The following is a 24,681-nucleotide window of genomic DNA, read 5'->3' as shown; positions in this document are numbered from 1 at the left end:
GCGGTGTCCAGCGGCTCCGGTAAACGTCTGGGGCGTCGTGAAGCCGAACGAAGGAGATGAGATGCGTTCCAACGCCGTGTCCGCCGGCACCTTCCGGCTCGTGGTGGCCCTGATGCTCGCCGCGGCGGGCGTCGCCGTGGCGGCCGTCCAGGGCATCCAGGGCAGCGGGACCCCGCAGGCCCAGACGCCCGTCATCGTCTTGGACTCTTACTGACGGTCCGAGGGCTCACCTGAGAGACGGCCTGGCGCGCCGTCGCGAACGGCGCGCCAGGGGAGGTACCACCCGGCAGGGCCCGCCACGTCCGGATGATCAGGGCGAGGCGTTGGGCACGGCCGTGGTCGTTCACCACCCAGCACACGACGCCGGCGAGCACGGCGAGGGCGGCGATCGGGACGACGGCGCCGAGCCATCCCGCGGCCGCCCGGGCCGTGAGCGCGCCGCCGGCGCCGGTCACGCTCGCCGCGAGGCGCATCGTCACTCCCCCGCCGCTGAACTCGTCGTGGTCCGGGCCGACGAGGCGGCACGGTCGGCGACCCGCAGTTGCCGGACCCGGGCCAACTGCCGCACCGCGCACGCGACCTGAGCCCGGCGCGTAGCGTGCTGATCGGCCAGGTCGTACACCTCGTCCAGCAGTTCCTCGCCGTACAGCGCACGCGCAGCCGGCGACAAGCCGCGAACAGCCAACCGGTTCACCCGCAACGCCACCCGCGCCGGACGCCGCGCCACCCGACCACCGCGGGGCGCCGCGCTCACGGGCTCTTCACCCCCTGCGACGGACAATCGAACTCGTTCTAGTTCTTGGACAAGCTCGCCGCCGAGGTAGTGGGCGCGCTCGAGGTCGCGGGCTTCAGCCAGGTAGAGGTCGATGGCGGTGTGGTCGCGCGGAGCCCAATCGCAAAGATCGTCTCCCAGATTTCTCCCGAGAGGCGCGTAAACGATCTAGAGGCGAGTTTCCGAAGCCGGGAACCCGCCTCTGACCTGGGAAAACTGGGTCGGGGTGACAGGATTTGAACCTGCGGCCTCTTCGTCCCGAAGACGGCTCGTTGGTCCATCTGATACCTATCACCCACGCCTAGATCTCAGTATAATCCCTGGTCAGGGGCACCTTTCTGGATCGGCGCATGCCGCCAGGGTACGTCTCGGTTCGCGGCGTCCCAGGGTCAGCTGAGGGTCAAATGATCTTGGAGGTTTGTGGTGGGACAGTCGCGCAGACGGATCGGCAAGGACGGGCGATCCCGGTACACCGCCTACTACACCGACATCCATGGCCGGCGTCGGTCTGCGGGGACGTTCGCCACCGAGGATGAAGCCGACGACGAGTGGCGCCGCGCCGAGATGGCCATCGACTTCGGGAAAATCGGAGACCCGAAGCGGGGAAAGAAGCGGTTCCGGGACTACGTGGAGGAGGACTGGTTCCCCAACCACGTGATCGAGGCGAAGACCCGCGAGAACTACCGGTACCTGCTTGATCGGTACATCCTTCCCGAGCTGGGTGGACTCCCGGTACGGGCGATCATGCCGAACCACATCCGTGAGTGGGTGACCAGGCTTCAGGAGGTCCACGAGGCGAGGCCGCCCACCATCAAGCAGTGCAAGGTCATCGTGGACGCTGCGCTGAGCACTGCGTTTGACGACCAAGCCGCCGTGATCCATGCCAGCCGAGGAGTCAAGACGCCTGCGGTGGTCAAGAAGACCCGGCGCATCATCACGGCCCAGCAGTTCGACACGATCTACGCGGCGCTCGCGGACGATGTGATGTGCCTGCTCGTGGAGACCGACATCGAGTCCGGCCTGCGCTGGGGTGAGCTGACTGAGTTGAGGCCGGGAGACATCGACTTCGACACCGGAACCCTGACCGTGTCGCGAGCGGTCGTGCATCTCAAATCCAAGGACCGGCCTGAAGACGAACGCTTCTTGGTCAAGGACACGAAGGACAGCGAGTGGCGGCAGCTCCAGCTCGCCGATCATCTGATCGAGAAGCTTAAGGCGTACGTTGCTGACCACGGATTGGGGGCCGGTGACCTGCTGTTCCCGTTCCCCGAGCCCACCGAACCGGTTCGGCGCAAGCGCCCGGCGACGTTGCCCGATCCAGAGAAGCTGGGACTGACGGAGCCGAACGACAAGGGACGCCAGTACCAGCACGGGACCATGACCGCCTACCAGGCTGCGGGCTGCCGGTGTCAATACTGCCGCGACGCCGTCGCCCACTACCGCGCCCAGCGTCGCAGCGCCGGCAAGGACAGTCCGCGCCGGCGTCGAACAGTCATCACCGACGGGCACATTCCTAACGACTGGTTCCGCAGGAACGTGTGGCAGAAGGCCCTCAAGGTCGCCGCCCTCGGGTTCCACGTCACCCCGCACGGCCTGCGGCACGCCCATGCGTCATGGCTCCTGGCCGGCGGCGCCGACCTTCAGGTCGTGAAGGAACGACTCGGCCACGGCAGCATCACCACCACCGAGCGGTACTTGCACACCCTGCCGACCGCGAATGCCGCCGCGCTGGCGGCTCTAGACGTGATCCGTGGCCAGCGTGGCGAGAGTAAGGCGGCAGCCGACGCCAAGAAGACCACGAAGAAGGCCGTCAAGAAAAAGGCCAAGAAGCGGAAGCGGAACCCCATCGAGGCGGACGACATGCGCGAGATGTTCAAGGAGTTCAAGGCATTCGTAGAATCACGCCGCGACAGCGCTTGACAACGTTGATCGATGCATGGGCCGTCGGAGGCTGAGGGTCGGCCCCCGGAGGGTGGGAGGTGCACGTTGCGGCGACGCCGATTGTGCGTTCAACCTCCATGGCATGGAGGGGGTCAGGGGTTCGAATCCCCTCAGCTCCACAACAAAACCGCAGGTCAGAGGCTCGCTCTCAAGATCGAGAGTGAGCCTCTAGATCGTTTGTCAGCAGAATGTCAGCAGACTTCGCCGGACTTGGCCGGATTCTGGCGGGCACCAATGTGTTGCATGTCACATGAACGTGCTGCCGGGTGGTGCGGCGCGGAAGCGGGCGAACCATGACAAAAGCACTAAGCCCCGATGGATGCTGTGACTGTGCGTAGCGCAGCTGGGGTGGCGCGGGCGGCCTGGCGCCGCCGTGTGGTCTATGTGGCTGCCACCGTGAGCTGTCTCGCTCACGGCGAGGCCGGTCGCGCCCGTCGAGGCGTGCGTCGCACGGGGCTTCGGGTTTGCTGGTCGGGCGCCGAGGGGACGGTGCTCGTCTGGGACAGTTGGGTGCATGCAGGCGCGTCAGGTACAGGCCGGGCGAACCTTCGTGGTCGTGTTCGAGCATGGGGACGACTTCTTCCCCACGCTGGAGGCCTTCTGTGATGCGGAGCGGGTCTCCAGCGCGTACCTGCCGATGTTCATTGCTGGCTTCGAGTCGGTCGACTTGGTCGGCACCTGCAGGCGGGTCGGCGACCCGGCAGCCCCGGTCTGGGACGCCGTTCAGTTGAGCAACGTCGAAGCCGTCGGGGGAGGGACGCTGGCGCGTGACCCGGAGAGCGGCACCTTGATGCCTCACCTGCACGTCGCCTGCGGGCTCAAGGAACACTCCGCTGTCGGTCACACCAGCCACCTACTCGGCGCCAAGGTCCAGTTCCTGGTCGAGATGGTCGTCGTCGAGGTCACCGAACCCGCCCTGCTGCGCCGCAGGAGTCCGGACCTGTACGACGTGCCGCTGCTCGGCTTCCGGTCTTGATCAACGTGTGAGCGGGCGTCGGTGGTGACCGGGTGCGGATGACTTCCCGCCGGGTGCTGCGAAGTGCGCCGCCGGGTGGACTCCTGTGGTTTGTCACCGGCTCCCGCCGAGGGGATTGACGTCGTGCTCGCCCTTTGGCTGTGGAGTGGACGATCGACGTCGTCGGCGCTACCGGCTGGTGCCCGGAGTCACCGACGTTGGGGTGCCCTGGTGGAAGCGCAGGAGCCAGCCTCGGTCGTCGTGACGGATCCACAGCGAGGACCGTCGGCAGTCCGGCCGTGGCGGGTGGTGGGAGAGGTAGGTGACCAGGGCGACTTCGGACGCCAGCCGGGCCGCGTGCGACTGCGTGGCGTCGATCCGCGCGGGGTTGAGGCCGGCCGTGACCGTGGTGATGTCCCAGACGCCGCCGAAGGCGCCGAACTCGACGAAGTCGGGATGCAGGAGGGCGAGCACAGCCCGCGCGTCGGTCCGGATGTGCGGTTGCAGGAGGAGGATCTCGCGGCGAAGTACCTCGGTGAGGTCTGCGTCGGGTTCCGCCATCTGCTGTCCGGATGCGGTTGGGGGCTGACTCGTGTCGTGCTGCATGGTGTTGCCCTTCGGCGGGGGCGGGTCATCGACCGCGGGCAGGCCTGGTGGTCATCCTGGGTTTGACGGGGTTCGGGTGGCTGGCTGCGGGTGGCCGCGGGCGAGCAGGTGCAGGGACAGGTGCGGGGCGGCTTGCTCGGCGAGCAGTGCGGCGGCCAGGGCGACGTCGCCCAGGTCGGGGTTGTGCCGGGCGAAGGATCCGAGCGGTCCTTCCACGCCGAGGACCTCGACCGCGTCGAGCCCGGCGGCCGCGAGTTCGCGGTGAAGTTCGGCGGGGTCGTGGTTGTAGGAGACGCGGTCGAAGGCATCTCCTACATCGTCGTGGCCGTGCCGCAGCACCGTGATCAGATGCCGGTCGATGCCGGGGTCGGTCAGCTGGCCGAGGGCCGCTCGTTCGGCGGGCTTGGCCCACCGTGACATGGCGGCGGCGATCACGACGCCGCCTGCGGCGGCGACCCGGACGGCCTCGGTGAGGGCTTGGGCACGGTCGGGGGCGGCGGGCAGGTGGTAAAGCGGGCCGAGCACGAGGACCGCGTCGGCGCTGTGGTCCGGAAACGGCAGCGCTCGGGCATCACCGAGCTGCGCGGCCAGTCCACGGGCCCTGGCCTGCCGGACGTGCCCGGGCACCGGGTCGACCACCTGCACCTGGTAGCCAGCCTGCTGCAGCCAGGCGGCGTAACGGCCCGAGGCGCCGCCGACGTCGAGGACCCGCGCGGGCGCCGGGGGTAGCCAGCGGGTGAGCAGGTCGCAGGTGCGTTGCCATTCCACCCGGTTGCGGGCCAGTCCCAGGCGGGCGTCCTCGTCTCCGGCCTCGACCGCACCAATGTCCATGATCGCCAGTTTCGGACGGCGCGTGGCTACGCCGCCACAGGATTGCGCGGGCGGGCGGTGGCCGATGGGTAGCGGCCGCCACCCCTCTGGGGCCTGCTGCCGTCAACAGGCGGGCATCCAGTAGCGCAGGACCCGCTGGTCGGCGCTGTCCAGGACGCCGCCGCTGCGTTCGATCACTCTCCCGGACGCTTCGTTCGTCGGTGGGCAGGTCGCGGTGTCCAGGCGATCCCGAGACCGGGATCGACGACCTTGGACGGCGGTCACGGGCTTCGCTGTCGCCCGGATCTGCCCGCCGGGGATCAGCAATGGCGTTTCCGCGGCGTAGCTGGCCGGGTTAGCCTGAGCCCAGGCGATGACGGAACCAAGTAGCCCAGGGCTGCGCGAGCCGAGAGAGCCACCGTTGCTGTGATGGTGGCCTCGCGTCCTGGAGGAAGACACTCCCGAGCCTTTGCACGACGAAAGAGGCCCTCGACGGCCCGGCGCACTCGCTGACCGGTCCTGCTGGGGGCGAAGGTGCGGTGGCACCGCGAGTCCCCTCTCGCCCGCGCCCCAAGGGACCACGTTCCCCGGGGTGACGACCTGGCAGGAGACCAGGCCCGGGGACCAGCGAAGGGTTCCCCTCCCCGATGAAGCAGCACGCGCCCTCTGTGGCGCCCACCGTCCCATCCGGTCACCAGCAGCGGCCCGCCTCTCGGGTGCTCGCAGCTGACCTCCCCCTCCACGTCGGCGGCCCGGTCACGATCGCCGGTTGGGTGCACCGACGTCGACAGCTGAAGTCCGTGTCCTTCCTCGTCGTGCGTGACCGCACCGGCCTGGCCCAGGTCGTGCTCACCGGGCCAGCCGCGCAGGCCCTGGACACCGTGCCGGAGGAGACCGTCGTCCAGGTCGACGGCGTGGCGGTCGCCAACGAGCAGGCCCCCGGCGGGGCCGAGATCACCGACGCGACCCTGACTGCGTTGTCCGGTCCGGCGATCCCGCCGCCGTTCGACCTGTACCGGCCGACCGTGGTCGCCGGGTTGCCGGTGATCCTGGACAACGCCGGGGCCGCGCTGCGTCACCCGCTGCTGCGGGCTCCGTTCGAGCTGAGTGCGGCTGCCGTCGCGGGATTCCGGGCCCATCTCGACGGCGTCGGGTTCACCGAGATCCATACCCCGAAGATCGTCCGGTCGGCGACCGAGTCCGGGGCGAACGTGTTCGGCATCGACTACTTCGGCCAGCGGGCGTTCCTGGCCCAGTCCCCGCAGTTCTACAAGCAGACGATGGTCGGGGTGTTCGAACGGGTCTACGAGGTCGGGCCGGTGTTCCGGGCCGAACCCCACGACACCGCCCGCCACCTGGCCGAGTACACCAGCCTGGACGTCGAACTCGGGTTCATCACCGACCACCACGACGTCATGGACGTCCTGACCGGAGCCCTGGCCGGCATGATGAACGCCGTCCAGCAGCGCGCTGCGGACGCCGTCGCCCGCCTGGGGATCAGCCTGCCCGCCGTGCCGGACCGCATCCCCGAGCTCGACTTCGGTCAGGCGCAGGAACTGATCGCCGCGAACACCGACACCGACCCCCGCGGCGAACCCGACCTCGCCCCGGGCGACGAACGCTGGCTGTCCGAGTGGGCCCTACGCAAGCACGGCAGCGCATTCTTGTTCGTCACCGGGTACCCGACCGTCAAACGACCCTTCTACACCCACCCCGACCCCGAACGGCCCGAGCGGACCCGCAGCTTCGAGCAGGTCGCAGAGCAGCCAGCCGTGGGGTCCGCCGTGGGAGACCACCAGCAGGCGGTCTTCGGTGCGTTCGCGCCAGTCCCGGCTCGCGGCCAGCACACGGTCCCGCGCCTCTTCGAGGCTCTCCGTGCCGTCTATGGTGATCCCGTCCGAGTCCGTCAGCAGCCGCTGCGCCTCGTCGGGACCGACCTCCTGGGCGATCTCGGAGTAGCGGCGCCCGTAGTAGCGGGGGAACGTCCTTTCCACGAGGCGTGGGTCGGTGGTGACGCCGAGTCCGAGCTTCTCGTCGAGCAAGTGGGCCGTCTCCAGGGCGCGGGGCAGCGGTGAACTGATCACGGCAGTGGGAGCCAGGCGGGTGATGGCGTCGCGGATGGCCAGGACCTGTGTACGTCCCTGCGAGGACAGGCCGAGGCTGGCGTGGTCGGGGTAGTGGCTCGCGGCGACGTCCGCTGCGCCATGGCGCAGGAATAGAATCAGTCCGGTGGGGCGCGGGCTCGGCCGTGGTCCAGCGGCCAGAAGCTGGTGGATGTTGTCCGCTGTCTCCTCGGCGACGAGGCCACCGGTGTTGATTCGCTCGCCGACCTCGTGGTCGTAGTCGGTGAAGAGCAGGCGGATGCGTTCGTCGGGCAGGCGCACCAGCGGGTCGCGGGCGGCGTTGCGCCGCAGCAGATCCTCCAGGGGGGCCCACAGGGTGAAAGCCCGGCAAGCCAGGCCGGAAGAGTTGAGGCGCCCGACGATCGCCTCCACCGACGTCCGGTCGGCCAGAACGCCGTCGATGATCGCCGTGGCGCCGGATGCGGCGTAGACCCGGGCAAGTTCGGCGCAGGCGTTCTGGGCCCGTCCGACGCTTTCGTCGGTCAGGTCCCGCGGCAGGGCGAGGTAGCGGATGGTGTCCTCGTTGACCCGTACGGCCGGGCGGAGCCTGTCCCGTAGCGCGTCCGCCACGGTGGACTTGCCCACTCCGGGGAGTCCTCTGAGGATGATGACCTGGCCGCGTTGCGGGGGAGTCACTGCTGTTCCTTCCACTCAACGTGCCAGGCGGCGGCGATCACGTCGGCGACGTGTTCTGCGGCCTCGGCGGGTAGCGACGCGGGCATCGGCAGGCTCAGGAGCCTGGGGGCGAGGGCCTCGGCTCGGGTGGCGGGGGCCACTGCGAGTTGTTCGGGGGTCAGCCCGGCCCGGTGGAAGGCGCTGTGGCGGTAGTAGGGGCGGTCCCAGACGAGCCGGGCCAATACGTCGTGTTCGCGGGCGTGCTTGATGATCGCGCGGGCGTGCTCGGGGGTGCGGGCGGGCACGAGCAGGTGCGAGGCGCTGTCGCCGTCGGGGTCGGCACTGTTGGCGACCGGCACGCCGTGGTGCCCCAGGACGTCGACGATCCGTCGGCGGATCGTGCGCTGGCGCGTCAGTGCCCCGGGGAGTTCCTCGAGTTGGGCGCACAGCACGGCGGCCTGCAGTTCGCTCAGGCGGCAGTTCTCGCCCAGAGTCGCCGTGTCGTCGTCCCAGTTCGGCCATCCCGCTGCGTCGCGTGAGGCGCCCATGTCGACGTGTCGTGCGCATGCGGCCGTCAGGTCGCGGTCCTGAGAGACGATGGCTCCGCCTTCCCCGGCGGCGATCTGCTTGGCCTGGTGGAAGCTGAAGACCCCCAGGTCTCCCATGCTTCCTGCGGGCCGTCCGAACGACGACGCGCCGAAGGCCTGACAAGCGTCTTCGACGACGGCGATCCCCTGCGGCTTGAGCAGAGCCTTGACGGGGCTCACGTCGACGAGGTGGCCTTGGACGTGGACCACCACCACTGCCCGGATCTTTGAGTGGAGCCGGGCCGTGAGGTCGTCGAGATCGACGCCCAGGACGTCGTCGGTGTCCAACGGTTCAGGGATAGCACCGAGGGCGGCGACGGCCATCGCCGTGGCCACGAAGGTGTACGCCGAGACGAGCACGTGGTCGCCTGGACTCACGCCAGCTGCTTTGAGGGCGACCCGCAGACCTGTGGTTCCGCTGTTGACCGTGACGGCGGCCGGACAGCGCGACCAGTCGGCCAGGGCCTGCTCCAGGCGGTCGTTCCATGACGGCCGCGCGTCGCTGCGGTATCGGAAGAGCTCCTGGTCGGCCAACACCCTCAGTGCGGCCAGCCGTGGACGTCCATCGACACCGAGTGCGCCGAAGACGTTCGGATTGATCGGATAGGTCGTCACGAGTTCAGATTCCTGTCCGTCAGGTGGCAGCCGCGCAACAGCGCGGCGCCGAGTTGTCGGGCCTGGGCGAGGTCCCCGTCGGGTTGAAGCACCACCAGCGGGCCTTGTGCCCGGTCGTCCGCGCCGGCGGGTCCTGGCCGGTTCACAGTCCGGCAACGGTCGCGGAACATGGGCAGGTCCGGCAGACGGACCGGGTGTTCTGGCTGGGCGCGCAGGCTGGCGTGTCCGGCTGCAGCCAGCAGGTGGTCCCGGTGGAGTTCGGTGGCGCACCGGACGGGCACGCGGTGCCAAGAGGGCAGGTCGCCTCGGCGCAGGAAGGGCAGGGTGTACCGGCCGTCGCGGAAGAGCGGCGCGAGAGCTGTGACGAATTCACGGCGGCTGCGGGTCAGGGCACCGGCACTTGCCAGCAGAGGTAGCAGGTCCCCTGCCAGTGGCAGCGGAAACGGAGCAGTGGTACCGGGGACGGCCAGGTTCCGGTGAGAGGGGCTGTCGGAGGCCATCAGATCCGCTAGCCCCGGTTCGTCACCGAGAACCGCGCCCCCGGCCCCCAACGGCACCGGCTTGGTCCGCCCGAACGATGCCACGACCACATCGCCGTCCCTGCCCACGGGCCGGCCCTCGGCGAGGGTGTCCCAGGACTGCGCGGCGTCCTCGACGATCCTGACGCCGTCGGGCAGCGCGGTCCGCAGATCGGTCACGGGGCAGGGCAGCCCGTACTGGTGCACGGCGACGACGCAGCGGGTCCTGGAGGTCACGGCGGCGGCCACCGCGTCCGCGCTGAGGACCAGACCGGGTCCTACGGCTGTGAAGACCGGTACGGCGCCCTCGCGCAGGACCGCCGCGCCGATCTTGTAGCAGCCGGTGTCCGGAAGGATCACCTCTGTTCCCGCCGTCACGCCCAGGTGGCGCAGGGCGGCTTCAAGAGCACTCGCGCCGCTGGCTGTCAGGACGCCGTACGTACGCCCGTACTGAGCCCCCAACCGGAGCAGGGCCTGAGACTGACTGTCCTGTGCCTCGTCCACGTTCATGATGCCCGCGTCTGGTAGAGATGGCGGACGCCGCGGCCGGCCTGATGGTTCTCGCGAACCTGGCGGTCGAACCCGGTGCGTTCGGCCCTGAGAGCGTCCACAGCGGGGCCGGGTGGCCAGGCGAGATCGAACCGGGCGACCCTGTCGGTGCTGATCAGATCCTTCAGACGGTCCGGGCTACCGAAGAGGTCAATGCTGTCCAGATCGGTGTCGCCCCATCGCTGCACCAGCCGCTTGGTCAGGAGGTAGAACCCCGGAGAACATCGCCGGTACTCCTCGTCGTAGGACCACTTCAGGCACATCACGGTCCTGCCGAAGTGCGCGTCGAGGCGGTAGGCGATGGGCCTGGTGGCGTTCCAGACCACGTCGAGGCTGCTCAGGCTGTGGCGCAGCAGGTTGGCGTATAGGTCGAACTGGTTGTCCCGATGGTGCATCGACTGCCCGCAGAAGGCCTTCCAAGACCGGCGTTCCACGGTGGCCAGGGCGTCGACGGCCTCGTCGCCGGTCGCGGGCGCGATGTGTAGTCCGCTCGCTTCGAATCTCTTCCACTGCCGGGCGGCTCGTGAGCCGTACCGGGTGCGCACGCGCTCCTCCAGAGTCCGGCCGCGGTCCGACCAACGGACGAGCGGTCCATCCAGACGCTGCCAGGACGGCAGGCCACCGGGGGCCGGGCAGGTGACGTGCGGGAAGTAGACCAGAGGGACGCGGGCCTGTTCCCGCACGAGGTCCGCCAGTTCGCGGACTCTCTCGTCCGCCGGGCCGCCCAGGGCAGGGATGCCCGCGAACAGGCAGGTCGCCCGGTCCGAGTCGATCAGGAAGACGCTGAGCAGCCCGGCGTGGACGGCGATGTCGACGCGGCGGTCCGGGTGGGCACGCGCGACGGCTCGGGCGTAGCCGGGCAACTGCTGAACGGGGCCGGGCGAGGACTCCCCGGCCCACCATGTCTCGAGCCATGAGGGGATCTCAGACAGCGGGAGGACCCGGGAGGTCGTCGTGGGTGCGTCAATGCCCATGAGCACCGGAGGGGTCGGGTCGCACGAGGAGTGAGGCCACGGTGTCGTCAACCGAACGGGCCGCTTCGACGAGGGCATGCCAGCGTTCGATCAGCCAGCAGAACTCCTCGATGCCAGTGGCGACCTGGTCGACCACCCTGTCGCCCAGTTCGTCGGCGGCGTCGGCGACGGCGCTCAGCCGAGTCGCGGAGTCGCCGGTGCCCTGGCGCGAAGCGTCCCGGAACACCTGGGCGAAGCCTCGGGCGGTCCCCTTGGCTTCGAGACTCTTCTCGGCGAGGGCCTGCCGGAAGGACCCGGCGTACCAGGCGGTGTCCAGGGAGCCGTCGGCGCGGACGAAGGTGGGTGGGGCGTTGCGCAGGTTCTCGTTGTGCCGTGACCAGATCGGCCAGAGCACGATGTACCGCAGGTCGCGCAGGGAGTAGTCCACGAACTGGGCCATCGTGCTCTGCCGACGTTCGCTGTCGTGGTCGTGGCGCATCTTGCGGGACTGGAACATCACCGGCCGGGACAGCTGGTAGAGCAGGTTCTTCTGGAAGTAGTCGCAGCCCAGGGTGTCCGGGATGGGCATCTCGGGCAGATCCAGGAAGACGCGGCGCAGACAAGAGACACCCAATTCGGTGCGTCCGCTGTCATCGACCTGGAAGAAGTCCTCCTCATAGCGGACAGAAGCCTCGCTGGTGAAGTAGCCGCGCACGTCGCGAAGCCGCTTCTCATGCGAGAGCCACGGGCTCGATAGGCCGAGGATCCGCACCCCGAACTCCTCGCCTGCGGCGATGAGTTCACGCCGGTCGTGCGCGGGGTCGCCGAACATCCCGGAGCCGACGAAAAGGATCTCCTGGTCGAGTTCCTGCGGTGCCAGGGAGCCAGCGGACCGCAGCGGTGCCACGTCGCGGACCCGACGTCCGATCGCCTGCACCTCCATGGTTCCGGGGAACCGAGCGGTGCCCTCCTCGGCGTCGGGCAGGTGGTCGGAGTCGCGCCGGTGCAGCGTGTCCACGCCCAGTGCTGCGGCGGTCAGGAAGGCCTTATTCGGCCCGGACGCGTAAGTGACCCCCTGCCGGGTGAGGAGCTCACGGGCCTTGTCACGGTCGCCGTCGTCGAAGCCGGCGTTGTGAAGGATCCGTTCGAGGATCCTCTCCCAGGCATCCACGGTCAGGTGCAGGGCCGGGATCCCGCTGACGGCGGCTTCCTTGGCAAGGACGGCCGCATGGTCGGGGACGTGCGGCGAGTCGACGTGCTCCACGAGGACGAAGACGTACTCTTCGCCTGTCGCTTCGGCCATTAGGGAGCACTCGGTCATGCCATTTCCGATGGCCGGTAGACATGGTCGGTTCGTGGGGATGTACAGGATCCTCGTCATGGCTTCTTTCCTGTGATTGTCTTCACTGGTTCGGCTCCGTTCCGGCGGCGATCCCGCCCATGATCAGGGCGGTGTGCCGGGGCGGATCGCGATGCCAGTACAGGTACGGATAGGGCACTGTCTCACCGCCGAAGCCGCTCATGAAGTAGTCCACGCCGGGCAAGACGCTGCCCTCCAGGTCGAGTCGGCGCCGGCCGTCGCGGTGCCCGCTGTCGGCGGCGGCGTCGATCAAGAGGGTGGGTATTCCTCTTGGGCCGCAGCGCTCGAACCAGGCGTGCAGCAGGATGCTGGTGTCCGCCGCGCGCAGGGTCAGGGCCTGCCCGACGACGTCGTGGTCCGCGACGGCGGCCAGGCAGGTGACGGCTCCAGTGGCGGCGGCTCGGGCGGCGAATTCCCGGCGCGAACGGCGCTGACTCTCTGGTTGCGCGACGAGGGCCCGGTCGAAGTGGAAGGCGTCGACCTCCTCTCTGCGGCAGGTGGCCGAGGCGCCAGCGGCCCGGAGATGCTGCTTGATCGTCGGGGAGTAGCCCTCCCGCCAGGGGCCTCGTAGGTCCAGGATGTGGGTGTGGCGCCACTCGGCGGCTATCCCGAGTTGACGGCAACACGTGGCGTCGCGGAACCCTGGGGTCATCGGCAGTTCCAGAGAGGTGAAGGTCCCCTGGAGCAGGCGCAGCATCTGCACCATGACGTCACGGCGGCGCTGCGGATGGCTCTCCAGCAGGACCGGGGCCGTGTAGGGCAATGCCCGGTCGGCGCGGCGAGCATGCCATCCTTCGCCATCGTGGTCAGTGGGCACGACCCACACCCCCGCGACGCCCCGACGACGTGCCGCAACCAGGATCCGGCTGTGCGGGTAGGCGCAGCGGCTCGTCTCGACCATGTGCGTCATATCGTCGGCCAGCGCCGCTGGCAATCGGTCCGCCCACTCGACCGTAATCACGTCAGTCGGCGTCCTCTGAGCACTGGCCGCCGGGGCGGCTGGCGGCCTGCTCGATCAAGTCGCTGACTTCCGTCCCGACTGGGCCGCCCATCGTGAACGGGACGAACGTCACGTCCGACACGGCGGGCAGGCCGGTGACGAGCGCAGCGTAGTCGCGGCCATGCTCGGTCAGCAGGAAGATCCTCTTCCCCAGTGCGGACGCCCAACCAATCTCGATGTGAGTTCCCGGCGACATCGGGTCGGCACCGGGAGTGGCCACAAAGACGTCGCAGCAGCTGACATCCTGGAAGTCCATCGACGTCAGGGTGCGGGCCGGCAGCATCTGAGCGCCCCACGCCTCCCTGCGGTGGGCGTTGAACACGCGCCAACCGCGGTCCTCGAAGCAGTCGATGAGGTCCTCGTACAGCGCGCGATACTCGTCGTCCACCTTCAGTTCACCGTCAACCAGACGTGCTTGGAAGGGCCCGCCGACGTAGATGCGCAGTTGGGGACTCCGCTCGCGCAGAACGCGGTCCGGGCCTCTGTTCACAAGTCGCAGGACTTCGCTGGCGACCTGTTGGGCGCCCTGGTGGCCGAGGCGGTCGACGTGGGCTCTGGAGTGCGGAATGCTGTCCAACTCTTCGAGAAGATCGCCGACCTGCTGCTCCATTGCTTCCTGCAGCACGGTGTCGTTCGCGGCCGACGCGATGGCCTCGTACAGGAACACCATGGCCGCCTCCTCGCCCTTCTCTCGCAGGGCGTCGAAGGCTTCCGGGTCCGCGAGGGTCTCGGGCCAGCCGACCGCGCTGTCCGGGCGGTCGCGGTTGAACCATTCAGCGTTGATCACCTGGCTCAGGTTCTGCGGTGGCAGGGTGATGACCGGGGTCGACGCCTGGTTGGCCTGCAGGAGCGTGGTGCTCCCGGGCGAAGTGATCAGCAGTTCTGCTGTGCGGACCAAGGCGTCGAACCGGTCGGGTCGCGCGGGTCCGACGTGTGCGAGGCGGGGCACTTCGCCGCGCACCCAGTCGATGTCGTCGTCCGAGAGGTTCCCGCATACCGCTTTGACGTCGAGGCCATGCTTGTCTGCCGCGCGCAGGACCGGCGGGAGGACGGCGCGAAGGTAGTGGTGGCCGCTGTCGCCCGAGAAGGGACTGTGGAGGCCACCCATGTTGATCACTACCCCGTGACGCTGCGTCGAAGCGCCGTTGGCTGCAGAGCTGCCCGAAATGGTGGGGACGACGCTCTCCACCCAGACGAGCCGGCGGGCACGGTGCAGGATGTCCCACGCAGGCTCGGGGACGCTGCGCTGCGCGCAGTAGGTGTCGGCGCAAGTGGCCACCGGATCGTTCTCCGTCCACAGGAACGGCAGGCTGTCGAGGAACACCGTGGGGCAGCCAGCCTCGACAAGTCGCTGCGCCGCGACGGGCTCGCCCACGACCAAGGCGGCTGCGACGTCATGCGCCTCGACAAGCCGCCGCGTCTCGGCCACGGTCGAAGGAACGTCCCGGGCCTGCCTCGGCCGCCCTCCGAGAAGGTTTCCTCCCAGGATGGAGCCCAGGACGAGGACGTCGATGTCGGGGAGTTGTTCGAGGACCATCTGGAGTTTCCCGGCGCTTCCCCAGCCGAACTCCCCCGCAACGACCAGAACCCTGGGGCGCCGGAGGCCTGCGTCGCCAAGACTGTCCGCGGGGGACGTGATCTCCGCCCGCGAAGCAGCGTCATTGTCAGGACCGATACCGGATGAGCTCGTCCCTGTCGGTGCCTCGCCAGCTTCTTTCGAGATCGCCTTACTTGCTGCCATCCAACACTCCTGCGTAGGTCTGATGCCCGACAAGATCGTACGCGGGCCCGTTCGTTTTGCGTGCTTTGCGCTGGCGCTGACTCTGGGGCGACCGATCCGCGAGACTCTCGTGGAGACGGCGGTGTTGCCCGCCTGGGGCGGAGGGTCGTTCGCTGGCTGGGGGAGAGCGTGTGGGCCGCGGTCGCGAGGTGGCTGCGGGGTCAGGGGGGGGGCTACGCGCGGGTGGCTGCGTCGTGGCGAGAGGTGGCGGCTGGGTCCGGTGGGCAGCTCGGTGACGTGCCCGGGGGCTCGGATCATCGGCGTCCAGAGGGAGGACGCGGGCGCGCAGGTAGCGGGTGATGGTGCGCTCATCGGCGCTGGCGAGGCACGGATGATGGGTCAGGTGGTCCAGGCATGCCACCACGACCGCGCTGGCTCGACCCACCCGTAGGGCTCCGAGCAGTGCGTAGAGGCCGTGGTCGGTCCGCCCCATGGTGTCCGTGAACATGCCGGCCACCACGTAGCCTCGACGACGGGCATGCCCGGCGAATGTCTCGGCGGCCTCATTGGTCAAGGCCTCGGCATCGGCGCCATCGGGTAGCAGCAGGTATCCCAGTGCGAGCCCGAATGACGGGTGCATCAACGTCTCCTTGCCGTGCATCGATGCGGATCGGGCGAGTCCTGGCGGGGCCGTAGCGCGTCGACCGCTCGCACCGGTTCCCGCTGAAGGTGTGGAAGGCGGGGCCGGCGGCGGGGTGGGGGGAACCCTGCACCGCCGGACCCGCCGGCTTGATGCCCGGCGCCTAGTCGAGCAGGAGTGCGCCGTGACCGGCCGGGGTGCTCTCGTTGAGGCCTGGCCTGCCCCGCTCCTCCACGGTGATGGCGTTCGGCTGAACCGCGGTGCGTGACCTTGCGCGGGGCCGCCATTCTGAGCAGCGACGCCGCCGCCGAGGTGGGGCGCCGGACGACGTCAGCCGTCGTCGGTGAGCCTGCCGAGTGCCTGGGGGCCTGCCCCTGCATGCCTGGCTCGCGGCCTCTTGCTGCTGTCATGATCGGAATCTTGACGTGGGTGCGGCCGTCAAGACCGTCACGAAGATGACGGTTTGGGCATATTGACTGATGGTGGAGCCGCTATTCCGCCCCCTCCTCGCGCTGCCGTAGGGGCTCACGTGGTGGTTTGAGGGGTCGGACACAAGCCGAACGTGCGCCCTGGTCCCTGCCGTAGCGTCGCGGTTGCGAAGTGCCGAGGAGGGCGGAATGGTGCTGGTCCCACATCGGATGCTGTGTGCCGCCAAGGCCGAGCTCCTTCTCGTGCGGTGCCGTCGCGGGGTTGGACATGGCGGTGGTGCGGTCATCAGGACGGACCCCTCGGAGTGCGAGCGATGTTGTGGGCGGATCGTGGAGCCGACGGCGAACGAGATGATCGGCGCCGCCGGCTCCGCGGCGAGGGCCCCGTGGCGCCAAGTTGCAGGGCTGTAGGCGTGTGGAGCCCCGGATGACGAGTCGGTAACTGGGTGTATGCCCATGCAATCGCCCTGAAGAGGACGGCGTAACCGCCTGGAGGGACGATCGGGGACGTCCTCAACGTCCGGCGGCGTCCCGAGACGTGCTCGCTCGCGGTCACGCGGCCGGTGGGTCTCCAGGCCCTCCGTGCCTGCCGTGCGTCAGGTTCCGCCGCGTGCTTCCTGCCGTTCGGCCGCGCGGGCGCTGTGAGGGCGCGGAGTGCGAGGTGCGGAGATTGGTCTTCCCTGTGACTTTGGGTGATTGCTGAACGGCTGGCGCGGACTCCGTGGGACGTCTTGGTGACAAAACGTCCTAAGGTGGCCTTGAAACGTCCCTCGGCGTCCGGTGTGCTGATCGTCGTGAATGAGCGCTTGAGGACCACCATGATCAGGGCCGGGGTGACCACGGAGGACCTTGCCGACTGCGTCGGGGTGGACGTCAAGACGGTGGAGCGCTGGCTGCACCTGGGCCGAGTGCCTCATCGACGCCACCGCTGGAGCACTGCCAGGCACCTGATGGTCGACGAGTCCTACCCGTGGCCTCAGGTGCTGACGAGGAGTCCTGCTCGCGAGCGGGACGCCACCCAGTCGGAGCTATTGGAGATCTACCCGGATCGAGCTTCCGTTCCTCGTGACGTGTGGCTGCGACTGTTGAGTGAGGCGCAGGAGCACGTCGACGTGCTGGTCTTCAGCGGAACCTTCTTCGCGCAGACCCAGCCCCGGGTCGCCCGGATGTTAACCGACGCCGCCAGCCGTGGTGCCGCCGTCAGACTGTGTTTCGGTAATCCCGCGTCGGAGGCGGTTTCGATCCGTGACCGGGAGGAGGGGATCGCCGGTACTCTCGCGTCCAAGATCCGGTCGGCGCTGACGTACTACGAGCCGCTTCTCGACGTCCCCGGATGCGAAGTGCGCTTGCACGCGACCACCCTCTACGCCTCGTTGTTCCGCTACGACGACGAGGTCTTGGCCAACCCGCATGCGTACGGCCAGCCGGCCTCGGCGAACCCCACGCTTCACCTGCGGATGCTGGATGGCGCACGAGTTGCGCGGCACTACGTTGACTCCTTCGAGCGCGTGTGGGAGGGCGCCTTGCCCTGGTCGGGTTGGTCGTAGTGGGTGTGCCTCGACCGCTTGTGATCTGCGCGTAGCCGACGGCTGTAGGTCCCACTCGCTGGACCTACAGGGGTGGCAGGAGAGGATGACCGATGGGCAGGATTGAGTACTGGAACGATCCGGATGCGCCGGCGCCGAACAGTCTGGTTCCGGCGTGCGGGGTCTTGGCAGTGGATGACGAGGGCCGGATCCTGCTGCAGCGCCGCCGTGACACGGGTCAGTGGGCTATCCCGATGGGGAAGATGGAACTGGGGGAGACCCCGACCCGGTGCGCCGTCCGTGAGACACAGGAGGAGACAGGGGTTCTGGTCGTTCCCACGGGCCTGCTGGGGATCTTCTCTGATCCCGGGCACATCGTCGCCTACAGCGATGGAGAGACCCGCCAGGAGTACGAGGTGATCCTTCTGGGGCGACCGGTGGACGGTGCCCCGGCAGCGAATGACGAGGCCACCGAGGTCGCCTGGTTCCAGCCCGAGATGCTGGGCGAGCTGGATATCCATCCCACTCAGTGGCGCCAACTCGATCACTACCTCCAGGGAACCTACCCCCACATCGACTGAGATGAAGTTCGCGAACCCCTGGCCCGGTTACAGGCTGGGGTATCCACCAGTGCGCCGGAGCCGCATCCGAGTTCGATCGACCGCGGCTTCGAGCTCCAGCCTGGCTGCCAGGATCGCTCGTGTCACCAGATGATCCGGCCCGTATCTGATGGTGATCTCCTGCAGGCGCTCGGCGAGCGTCACGGGTGTGCCATCTGGCCCTGTCGTGAGGTCACAAGTCCACAGGGCGTCGCGGATGGCATTGCCCTCGTCGCGGTGGCGGGCTAGAAGGTCGGGCCGTAGCCCGCGTTCGTCGGCCTCGTAGACCGCCCCCGTGTGATGGGCGACCAGGGATGTCAGAGCCTTCTCCGCGCCGGCGGACTTGAGAAAGTCGGCGGCGTCGAGAGGGTGGAAGCCGCTGCGGGCCAGCGTCGGCGAGTAGCCGATGTCGTGCAACCAGGCGGCCTGGATCAGCCTGCAGCCGTCCGGTCCGAGTGCAGCCGCGATGGCTTGCGCCTTCGCCGCAACGGCTTGGACGTGCAGCCAGCGCCGCTCGCGCAGGTCCGGGACATCCAGGAAGTGCGTGGCAATCGACCGTGCCCACCGGATCCCGGCCTGCAACTCCGCTTGCGCAGCGGTACCGGCGGGCTGATCGCTCGGATTGCCTGACCGTACGCCGGGAGGACCTTGCTTGATCAACTCGTTGAGGTGCCGCTGCACTTCGGGCGCATCGGCCAGGCTCGACACGACGGCGTCAGCCCCGGCGGCTCGCAGTTGTGCTGCGCTGTACGAGCCGGTCGCCACCGCCATGACGCGGGCACCGCCGAACAGCCCTGCCTCCACGTCGGCGGGCGTGTCGCCGATCAGGACCGTCGTCTGCGACCGCGGGTCGAAGCCGTGCTGTTCGGCCGCCCGCTGCTGAGCAACGCGCACCAGGAGTGCCCGATCGTGGAGGACGCCGTAGGCGCCGACCGAGAAGTCAATCCACGGGTCCAGCCCGAAGGCTCGCAGCTTGATGTGAGCGTTGGTCTCGATGTTGCCGGTGAGCGTGGACTGGATCATGTTGGGGTTGGCCGCCAGCCTCTGAAGACAGTCGGCAGCCCCCGGCAACGCCCGTCCCTTCGCCTGGAGCCGGGTCTCGTTCCGCAGGCCGGCCTCGACCAGCGCATCCCAGATCTGCCACAGCGTGAACCGGCCGTCGGAGTGCCCGTTGCCCGATAGGAGCCGCGCCATGATCGTGGCATCGGTCCGGCCCTCGGTGACGACGGGCCCGTCGTTGCGACGACCGGTAAGCAGTTCGAGCGCAAGGGCGTAGGTCGCCTTGCTCATGCCGCCGTTCTCGATGAGCGTGTGATCGATGTCCCACAGGACGAGCGCCTGGGTGCCAGCAGTAGTTCCCACGATGATCAAGCTCCTTTGTGCCCGGCGTTTCCCGCATCCACTCGCCCTGTGGCGCGGCGTGGGGGTAGCCGCTCGATCTCGGCCGGAGATGCGTGGGTTGGCGTCCATCTCATCGAACGTCTTCCGGTGGCGAAACCCCCGGGAGGGACGTGTGGAGGACGTCTCGCAGGGGGTCGGCCTGGCCGGAGCACTCGACCATGACGCTGTTGTCGAACAGATAGGGGGAGATGCTTTGGGGCTCGGCACAGGGCCCAGTTCGTGGCTACAGTCGGACGTCCGGGGCCTCGCGTGCAGCCAGGACTTGGAGGCAGCCCGAGCGCGATTCCTGCCGAGAACGGACAGGGCCTGTGAGGCGCGTGCGGTCAGGACCGTCACGAAGCTGACGGTTCGGGCAACTTCCCCGATCGCTGGCCTACCATCAAGTTCATGAAGACATGCGGCCGAGGACTTCCTCCCCGGCCCGCGTACCGGCAAGTGATCTCCTCTGCGCGCTGAGGGCGGCTGCGAGGTGCCGGGGATCGAGCGACAGACGGTCTGGAGTGGACAGCATGGGCGGGGTTGGTGGTTCGGACGTCGGGAACCGGATCCGGTTGGCGCGTCGCGCCCAGGGACTGACCCAGCTGGAGCTCGCCACTCTGGCAGATCGCTCCGAATCCTGGGTTCGGGGTGTGGAGAAGGGGCGTCTGGCCCTGGATCGTCACAGCGTCATCGACCGGCTCGCCGACGTCCTGCAGGTCGACGTCGCCTGGTTGCTGGGCCAGCCCTACACCCCCGAATCTCCCGATCAGGACGCCGGGCATCGCGCGGTCCCTGTGATGCGTACCGCTATCAGGCGCACCAGCTTGATCCTTTCCGGGCATCCAGGCCTGCCTGCGACCACTCGCCCGATGCCGCTGACCCAATTGCGGCGCCGAGCGGACTCCCTGACCCGGCTGCGGCAGGCCGCTGACCTGGCCGCCGTGATGGCGGGCCTGCCTGACTTGGCCGAAGGCCTGAACACAGCCCTGCTGAGTAACACCGGGGCAGACCTCGACGCGACCCATGCGCTGGTGGTCGAGACCAGCCACATCGCGCGCATGGTCCTCAATCAGCTCGGCCACCACGACCTGGCCTGGAGCGCCGTGGAGAACGCCGCCACCGCGGCGGCCCGCCTCGGTGATCCGCTCGTGCAGGCATCCTCGGCATGGGACCGGTGCGGCGTGCTGCTGCATACCGGGTCACTTGGCGAGACCGCCGCGGTCGCACAGACGGCGCTGGGTCACCTCGAAAGCCGAATCTCCGCCGCGACACCCTCACCGCAGGAGCTGTCCATGTGGGGCGCTCTGCACCTGCGCTGCGCCGTCGCCGCTTCGCGCCGCCACGACAGCACGACGGCGTGGGCGCACCTGGCCGAGGCGGAGACCGCTGCCGCCCGCTTGGGCGCCGATCGCAACGACTTCCAGACCGTGTTCGGGCCCACCAACGTTCAGATCCACGCGGTAGAGATCGCTGTCGAGCTGGAACAGCCTGACACGGCTCTGCAGCGCGCTCGGACCCTGAGGTTGCCTCGCTCCATGTCCCGCGAGCGGGTCGTCCACCACGGGATCGACATCGCCCGCGCCTACGGCCAGGTCGATCAGGACGCTCACGCCGTCCGTGCGCTGACCTCGGCGGCGAGCGTGGCATCGCACTACGTCCACAACCACCCCATGGCCCGAGCGCTGGTCACCCAACTGCGGCGCCGTTCTCAGCCGAGCGCCATCGAGGCGGGTCTCGGCACTCTCCAGCGCGCGATGAACCTTGTGTAGCGACGCACGTGTCGGACCGGTCGCTTCAACGGCGGCCCCAGGAGCAAGAACACCGTGACGTACTGACCGAACGTGTGGGGCCTGCCCACGCGTGGGGAGGGTGGGCGTCTCCTTCCGGCACCCCCTACCGTTGAGGGGTGGCGGAGAGGAACCAAGGCGGATCCGAGGGCGCTGGCAACGGCGGTCAGGAGCCAGCGGTCGGTTCTGCGTTCTCCGGGCCCGGGGCCGATCGAGTGGCTCAGCGTGCGGCCGAGCGTGAAGAACATGCTCGGGTTGTGGTCGAGCGCACCGGTGACCCCCGGTACGTCCAGAGGCGGCATGGCGCAGGCCACGATCGTGTGGTCTGGGATCCGGCCGGCGAGGCCGGGCAAGCCTTGTCTGAACACCTTGCTGTGCTGCGTGAGGCGTTCCGGGTGGAGTTCGGGCGTGAGCCTGGTCCGGATGATCCGGTGTCTTTCGACCCGGAGGCGGACGACCCGCGCCGATTCGGATTGGAGAAGGCCGCTGAGATGTGGTCGGCGCTGGCCCGTCGGTTGGCTGAGCGCGGGGAGGATCCCGCCTATGCGCTGGGGGCCGCGGACGTCGGCTACCTGGTCACCGACCGGAACCGGCACCTGTTCACCGCTCTGGAGGTCGAGGCGTTCCTGGACGCCGTCGAGAGCCACCAGACCCCGATGCCCAGCGGGACCGAGGGCCTGGAATGGGACGGGACCGGGGAGGTCCCGGACCCGTACGCGGTCGCTGCGGATGACCTGCGGTTGCCCCATGTCGTGGCGGGGGTGGCCGATCGGCTGCGTGATGTGATCGAGGAGATCCTGGTCGGGGCCGATGACGACTGGGCACGTCAGGTGGTCGACGGTGAGTTGGCGGCGGCGGACGCCAGCGGCGACCCCGCGGCCTCCGGTCTGCTGATCGAAGCGCTGTTCAAGGTCCTTGACGCCTGGCTGGTCGGGATCCGCGAGCAGGACAGGGCTGTGGTCGAGGGAGCGGCCCGGTGGGCCTCAGCGCACCGCGGTCCGACATCGGCGGAACAGGTCGCCGTTCTCGCGGACGTCCTGCTTCAAGGCAGCGGGCGGGAGTTCGACACGAACGAGGCTGCCCGCCTGCTGGACCGGGGTCTGCTGCCCTCGATGGTCCACTTAGCGGCAGGGGCCGTGCGGGCAGCCGGTGGCGGGGACTCGGCCTGGCTGCGCTCCTTCGACCCAGGCCGCTGAACCTCCATCGCAGTGGACGGGTGCCCTCGGATGTGAGGTAGGCGGGCGCCCGTCGCGTCGGGTGTCGATCAGTCGCGTGAGACATTGCTGTCGGAGTTGCGGGTCTGTTGCAGCAGGCCGGTCAGCAGCAGGCGGACTGTGTCGGGGTCCATGCCCTGGACCACCGAGGCGAGGTCCACTTCGGGGGCCGGTGCGACGGAGGCAGCGGCTGGTGCCTCCGGTGCGTGGTCGGGGGTAGACGTCTGGACCGTTGTGGTGGTGGTTTCGCGGGATGGGGGAGTGGCTGGGGCGCTGATGGTGCGGATGTTGTTCAGGGCGTCCAGAGCCGCGTCGTCGGCGTCCGGGAGGGTGTGAAGGTACTTTTCGGTCGTGGTGATCGAGGCGTGACCGAGTCGCTCCTTAACCACCTGGAGGTCGGCCCCGCCGGCCAACAGCCAGGAGGCGTGGGCGTGCCGGAGCCCGTGCGGGGTCACGTGGAAGCCAAGGTCGGCTTCGGCGAGGGCTTTGAGCCAGATGTTGTTGCGGAACCAGCCGCGTCCGATGTGTCCGTCGGTGTCCACTCGCTTGGGGGTGCGAGGGTTGTCCTTGCCTGCGGCGCGGCGGGCGGCGCGGTAGGCGGCGACGGCATTCTTGCAGTGGCGGCACCGGCACCCGCCGGGTCCGTAGGCGCTGGTCGTGCCGTGGCGGTAGGTCCGGCCCTTGTCGTTCGGTTCGGTCCACCCGAGGGTCTGGGGGTTCGGGAGGGTCTCGGGGACGGTGTAGCGGCGGTGCCGGGTCTGGTCGGGCATGGAGAAGAGCAGGTCGTCCGCCCCGAGCCCGTGCTCCTCGATGTGGTCGGCGATCTTCGTGACGAGCTGCGGGGCGAGGCGCAGACGGCGCCACTCCTTGTCCTTGGGGTAGTCCTTGACGACGAACCGGATCCCGTCGGGGCGGTCCTTGGCCGTCAGTTGGACGACCGCCCGGCAGACGGTCAGCATGCCGGTGGCGACGTCGAGGTCCTTGACCCGTAGTTCGGTGAGTTCGCCCCAGCGCAGCCCGGACTCGATGTCCGTCTCGACGAGCAGGCGCATCACGTCGTCGCCGAGCGCGGCGTGGATCCGCCCGTATTGCTCGGCGTTGATGATCCGGCGGGGGCGGGTTGCCACCGGCGGGGTCTTGACTCCCTTGCCGGGGTGGAAGAACACGACCTGGTCGTTGAGCGCCGTCGTGAAGATCGCGTCCACGATGAGCTTGCACTTCACGATCGTGGGCGGGTTCACGCCCGGCGTCTCGGTCAGACGGCCGATCCACTCCCGCAGGTCGTTGGGCAGGACGTCGCCGATGCGGTAGTCGCCCAGTTCGGGAAGGATGTGCCGGTCCAGGGCGTACTTGTAGTTCTCCCGTGTCGTCGCTTCGATCACGTGGTTGGGGAACCATTCCTGCTCCACATAGGTCCGCAGGAGCTGCTTGCCCCGGTTCGGGTCGCCGATCCGACCGGCCTCCTGGTCACGCTCCGCACGCTGCCATGCCCGCTCGGCCCGACGCTCGGATGTGAATGTTCCGGCCGAACGCTGCCGTCCGCGACGATCCCGATAATTGGCGCGAAACCGCACCTTCCCGTCTCTTCCTTCTTTCGCGACAACCCAACCCATGTAATTCTCCCCAGATCATTTGTCAGCAGCTGGTCAGCAAACCCTGCCGGACTCCGGCGAACCCGGCCGTTCCCTGCCGGACTGAAATGTGCCTCTGACCTGCAGTTTAGTAGAATCAAAGATCAATAGGCAGGGGAAAGAAAGACGCGATTACGCCTATGGCATGGAGGGGGTCAGGGGTTCGAGTCCCTCAGCTTGAACAGGACACCCGGTGCAAGCGCCCAGGACGACACCATGTCGCCCACGTCGAGCGCCACGCGCGCCGGAAGGACGCTCAGACCGGCAGCATCCGTCCGGATGCTGCCGGCCGGCTCAGCCCGCCACCCGCGCGGCTCTTCGCGCTCGAACGCGCCACAAGAGCGCCGATCCG

The 24,681-nt window shown here is 68.7% G+C and carries 20 protein-coding genes, 1 tRNA gene and 1 pseudogene; 9 read left to right on the top strand and 13 right to left on the bottom strand.

Going from position 1 to position 24,681, the window contains the following annotated elements:
• Nucleotides 1-61: 61 nt before the first annotated feature.
• Nucleotides 62-214, top strand: coding sequence for a hypothetical protein (locus AC08OU_RS02025; RefSeq protein WP_476604188.1), 153 nt, complete (start codon nt 62-64; stop codon nt 212-214).
• Here the strand turns inward: AC08OU_RS02025 and AC08OU_RS02020 are convergent.
• Together AC08OU_RS02020 and AC08OU_RS02015 are read right to left on the bottom strand one after the other, a co-directional pair.
• On the bottom strand, nt 192-473 hold the full coding sequence (locus AC08OU_RS02020) for a hypothetical protein (protein ID WP_476604187.1): 282 nt from the start codon (nt 471-473) through the stop codon (nt 192-194). The two genes, AC08OU_RS02025 and AC08OU_RS02020, sit on opposite strands and share 23 nt — an antisense overlap.
• 2 nt (nt 474-475) lie before the next feature.
• Nucleotides 476-754, bottom strand: coding sequence for a hypothetical protein (locus AC08OU_RS02015; protein ID WP_476604186.1), 279 nt, complete (start codon nt 752-754; stop codon nt 476-478).
• A 441-nt stretch (nt 755-1,195) separates the two neighbouring features.
• On the opposite strand from AC08OU_RS02015, the gene AC08OU_RS02010 reads away from it, so the two are divergent.
• From AC08OU_RS02010 to AC08OU_RS02000, 3 genes are all read left to right on the top strand, one after another.
• Nucleotides 1,196-2,692, top strand: a complete 1,497-nt coding sequence (locus AC08OU_RS02010) for a tyrosine-type recombinase/integrase (RefSeq protein WP_476604185.1) — start codon at nt 1,196-1,198, stop codon at nt 2,690-2,692.
• Nucleotides 2,693-2,747: 55 nt separating this feature from the next.
• Nucleotides 2,748-2,832: transfer RNA gene (locus AC08OU_RS02005), tRNA-Ser, on the top strand.
• A gap of 395 nt (nt 2,833-3,227) precedes the next feature.
• On the top strand, nt 3,228-3,689 hold the full coding sequence (locus AC08OU_RS02000) for a PPC domain-containing DNA-binding protein (RefSeq protein WP_476604184.1): 462 nt from the start codon (nt 3,228-3,230) through the stop codon (nt 3,687-3,689).
• Nucleotides 3,690-3,857: 168 nt separating this feature from the next.
• Here the strand turns inward: AC08OU_RS02000 and AC08OU_RS01995 are convergent, their stop codons facing one another.
• Both AC08OU_RS01995 and AC08OU_RS01990 read right to left on the bottom strand, forming a co-directional pair.
• Complete coding sequence (locus AC08OU_RS01995) at nt 3,858-4,229, bottom strand: nuclear transport factor 2 family protein (protein WP_476604183.1); 372 nt, start codon at nt 4,227-4,229, stop codon at nt 3,858-3,860.
• Nucleotides 4,230-4,325: 96 nt separating this feature from the next.
• Nucleotides 4,326-5,105, bottom strand: a complete 780-nt coding sequence (locus AC08OU_RS01990; protein ID WP_476604182.1) for a class I SAM-dependent methyltransferase — start codon at nt 5,103-5,105, stop codon at nt 4,326-4,328.
• Nucleotides 5,106-5,731: 626 nt separating this feature from the next.
• Here AC08OU_RS01990 and aspS point away from each other — a divergent pair.
• Nucleotides 5,732-6,838, top strand: a pseudogene (gene aspS / locus AC08OU_RS01985) (aspartate--tRNA(Asn) ligase); the annotation flags it as partial.
• Here the strand turns inward: aspS and AC08OU_RS01980 are convergent.
• The 7 genes from AC08OU_RS01980 to AC08OU_RS01950 all read right to left on the bottom strand — a co-directional run bounded on the left by AC08OU_RS01980 (nt 6,725) and on the right by AC08OU_RS01950 (nt 14,941).
• Complete coding sequence (locus AC08OU_RS01980) at nt 6,725-7,777, bottom strand: histidine phosphatase family protein (protein WP_476604205.1); 1,053 nt, start codon at nt 7,775-7,777, stop codon at nt 6,725-6,727. The pseudogene aspS and the gene AC08OU_RS01980 overlap by 114 nt on opposite strands.
• 62 nt (nt 7,778-7,839) lie before the next feature.
• On the bottom strand, nt 7,840-9,024 hold the full coding sequence (locus AC08OU_RS01975; RefSeq protein ID WP_476604181.1) for a DegT/DnrJ/EryC1/StrS family aminotransferase: 1,185 nt from the start codon (nt 9,022-9,024) through the stop codon (nt 7,840-7,842).
• Nucleotides 9,021-10,052 carry a DegT/DnrJ/EryC1/StrS family aminotransferase gene (locus tag AC08OU_RS01970; protein WP_476604180.1) on the bottom strand — a complete coding sequence of 344 codons (1,032 nt, stop codon included), beginning with the start codon at nt 10,050-10,052 and terminating at the stop codon, nt 9,021-9,023. The genes AC08OU_RS01975 and AC08OU_RS01970 overlap by 4 nt, the downstream gene beginning before the upstream one ends.
• Nucleotides 10,049-11,065 carry a GNAT family N-acetyltransferase gene (locus AC08OU_RS01965; RefSeq protein ID WP_476604179.1) on the bottom strand — a complete coding sequence of 339 codons (1,017 nt, stop codon included), beginning with the start codon at nt 11,063-11,065 and terminating at the stop codon, nt 10,049-10,051. The genes AC08OU_RS01970 and AC08OU_RS01965 overlap by 4 nt, the downstream gene beginning before the upstream one ends.
• A complete protein-coding gene (locus AC08OU_RS01960) occupies nt 11,055-12,425 on the bottom strand; it encodes a DUF6271 family protein (RefSeq protein ID WP_476604178.1) in 1,371 nt (456 codons plus the stop codon). Before AC08OU_RS01960 ends, AC08OU_RS01965 begins: the two co-directional genes overlap by 11 nt.
• Before the next feature lie 22 nt (nt 12,426-12,447).
• Entirely contained in the window at nt 12,448-13,305 is an 858-nt protein-coding gene (locus tag AC08OU_RS01955; protein WP_476604177.1) for a hypothetical protein, read from the bottom strand.
• 61 nt (nt 13,306-13,366) lie between these two features.
• Nucleotides 13,367-14,941 carry a nucleoside 2-deoxyribosyltransferase gene (locus AC08OU_RS01950; protein ID WP_476604176.1) on the bottom strand — a complete coding sequence of 525 codons (1,575 nt, stop codon included), beginning with the start codon at nt 14,939-14,941 and terminating at the stop codon, nt 13,367-13,369.
• A 2,084-nt stretch (nt 14,942-17,025) separates the two neighbouring features.
• On the opposite strand from AC08OU_RS01950, the gene AC08OU_RS01945 reads away from it, so the two are divergent.
• Both AC08OU_RS01945 and AC08OU_RS01940 read left to right on the top strand, forming a co-directional pair.
• On the top strand, nt 17,026-17,739 hold the full coding sequence (locus AC08OU_RS01945) for a DUF5919 domain-containing protein (protein WP_476604175.1): 714 nt from the start codon (nt 17,026-17,028) through the stop codon (nt 17,737-17,739).
• Nucleotides 17,740-17,831: 92 nt separating this feature from the next.
• Complete coding sequence (locus AC08OU_RS01940) at nt 17,832-18,299, top strand: NUDIX domain-containing protein (RefSeq protein ID WP_476604174.1); 468 nt, start codon at nt 17,832-17,834, stop codon at nt 18,297-18,299.
• A 27-nt stretch (nt 18,300-18,326) separates the two neighbouring features.
• Here the strand turns inward: AC08OU_RS01940 and AC08OU_RS01935 are convergent, their stop codons facing one another.
• Nucleotides 18,327-19,679, bottom strand: a complete 1,353-nt coding sequence (locus tag AC08OU_RS01935; RefSeq protein ID WP_476604173.1) for an HAD family hydrolase — start codon at nt 19,677-19,679, stop codon at nt 18,327-18,329.
• 548 nt (nt 19,680-20,227) lie between these two features.
• Here AC08OU_RS01935 and AC08OU_RS01930 point away from each other — a divergent pair.
• Together AC08OU_RS01930 and AC08OU_RS01925 are read left to right on the top strand one after the other, a co-directional pair.
• A complete protein-coding gene (locus AC08OU_RS01930) occupies nt 20,228-21,466 on the top strand; it encodes a helix-turn-helix domain-containing protein (protein WP_476604204.1) in 1,239 nt (412 codons plus the stop codon).
• Nucleotides 21,467-21,840: 374 nt separating this feature from the next.
• The gene (locus AC08OU_RS01925; RefSeq protein ID WP_476604172.1) at nt 21,841-22,680 is read left to right on the top strand and encodes a hypothetical protein; all 840 of its coding nucleotides are present in this window, start codon (nt 21,841-21,843) and stop codon (nt 22,678-22,680) included.
• Nucleotides 22,681-22,748: 68 nt separating this feature from the next.
• On the opposite strand, the gene AC08OU_RS01920 is transcribed toward AC08OU_RS01925, so the two are convergent.
• Nucleotides 22,749-24,272, bottom strand: coding sequence for a tyrosine-type recombinase/integrase (locus AC08OU_RS01920; RefSeq protein ID WP_476604171.1), 1,524 nt, complete (start codon nt 24,270-24,272; stop codon nt 22,749-22,751).
• Between the last annotated feature and the right edge of the window lie 409 nt (nt 24,273-24,681).

Source organism: Frankia sp. CcMO1 (assembly GCF_977945845.1).
Note: the sequence above shows the minus strand (reverse complement) of the source record. Positions and strands in the feature narration are given on the sequence as shown.

Bases quoted from the DNA above. Each gene is read 5' to 3' on its own strand.
- AC08OU_RS02025 (WP_476604188.1), top strand. From the start codon at position 62: ATGCGTTCCAACGCCGTGTCCGCCGGCACCTTCCGGCTCGTGGTGGCC.
- AC08OU_RS02020 (WP_476604187.1), bottom strand. From the start codon at position 473: ATGCGCCTCGCGGCGAGCGTGACCGGCGCCGGCGGCGCGCTCACGGCC.
- AC08OU_RS02000 (WP_476604184.1), top strand. From the start codon at position 3,228: ATGCAGGCGCGTCAGGTACAGGCCGGGCGAACCTTCGTGGTCGTGTTC.
- AC08OU_RS01995 (WP_476604183.1), bottom strand. From the start codon at position 4,229: ATGGCGGAACCCGACGCAGACCTCACCGAGGTACTTCGCCGCGAGATC.
- AC08OU_RS01990 (WP_476604182.1), bottom strand. From the start codon at position 5,105: ATGGACATTGGTGCGGTCGAGGCCGGAGACGAGGACGCCCGCCTGGGA.
- AC08OU_RS01970 (WP_476604180.1), bottom strand. From the start codon at position 10,052: ATGAACGTGGACGAGGCACAGGACAGTCAGTCTCAGGCCCTGCTCCGG.
- AC08OU_RS01965 (WP_476604179.1), bottom strand. From the start codon at position 11,065: ATGGGCATTGACGCACCCACGACGACCTCCCGGGTCCTCCCGCTGTCT.
- AC08OU_RS01960 (WP_476604178.1), bottom strand. From the start codon at position 12,425: ATGACGAGGATCCTGTACATCCCCACGAACCGACCATGTCTACCGGCC.
- AC08OU_RS01955 (WP_476604177.1), bottom strand. From the start codon at position 13,305: ATGGTCGAGACGAGCCGCTGCGCCTACCCGCACAGCCGGATCCTGGTT.
- AC08OU_RS01950 (WP_476604176.1), bottom strand. From the start codon at position 14,941: ATGGTCCTCGAACAACTCCCCGACATCGACGTCCTCGTCCTGGGCTCC.
- AC08OU_RS01940 (WP_476604174.1), top strand. From the start codon at position 17,832: ATGGGCAGGATTGAGTACTGGAACGATCCGGATGCGCCGGCGCCGAAC.
- AC08OU_RS01930 (WP_476604204.1), top strand. From the start codon at position 20,228: ATGGGCGGGGTTGGTGGTTCGGACGTCGGGAACCGGATCCGGTTGGCG.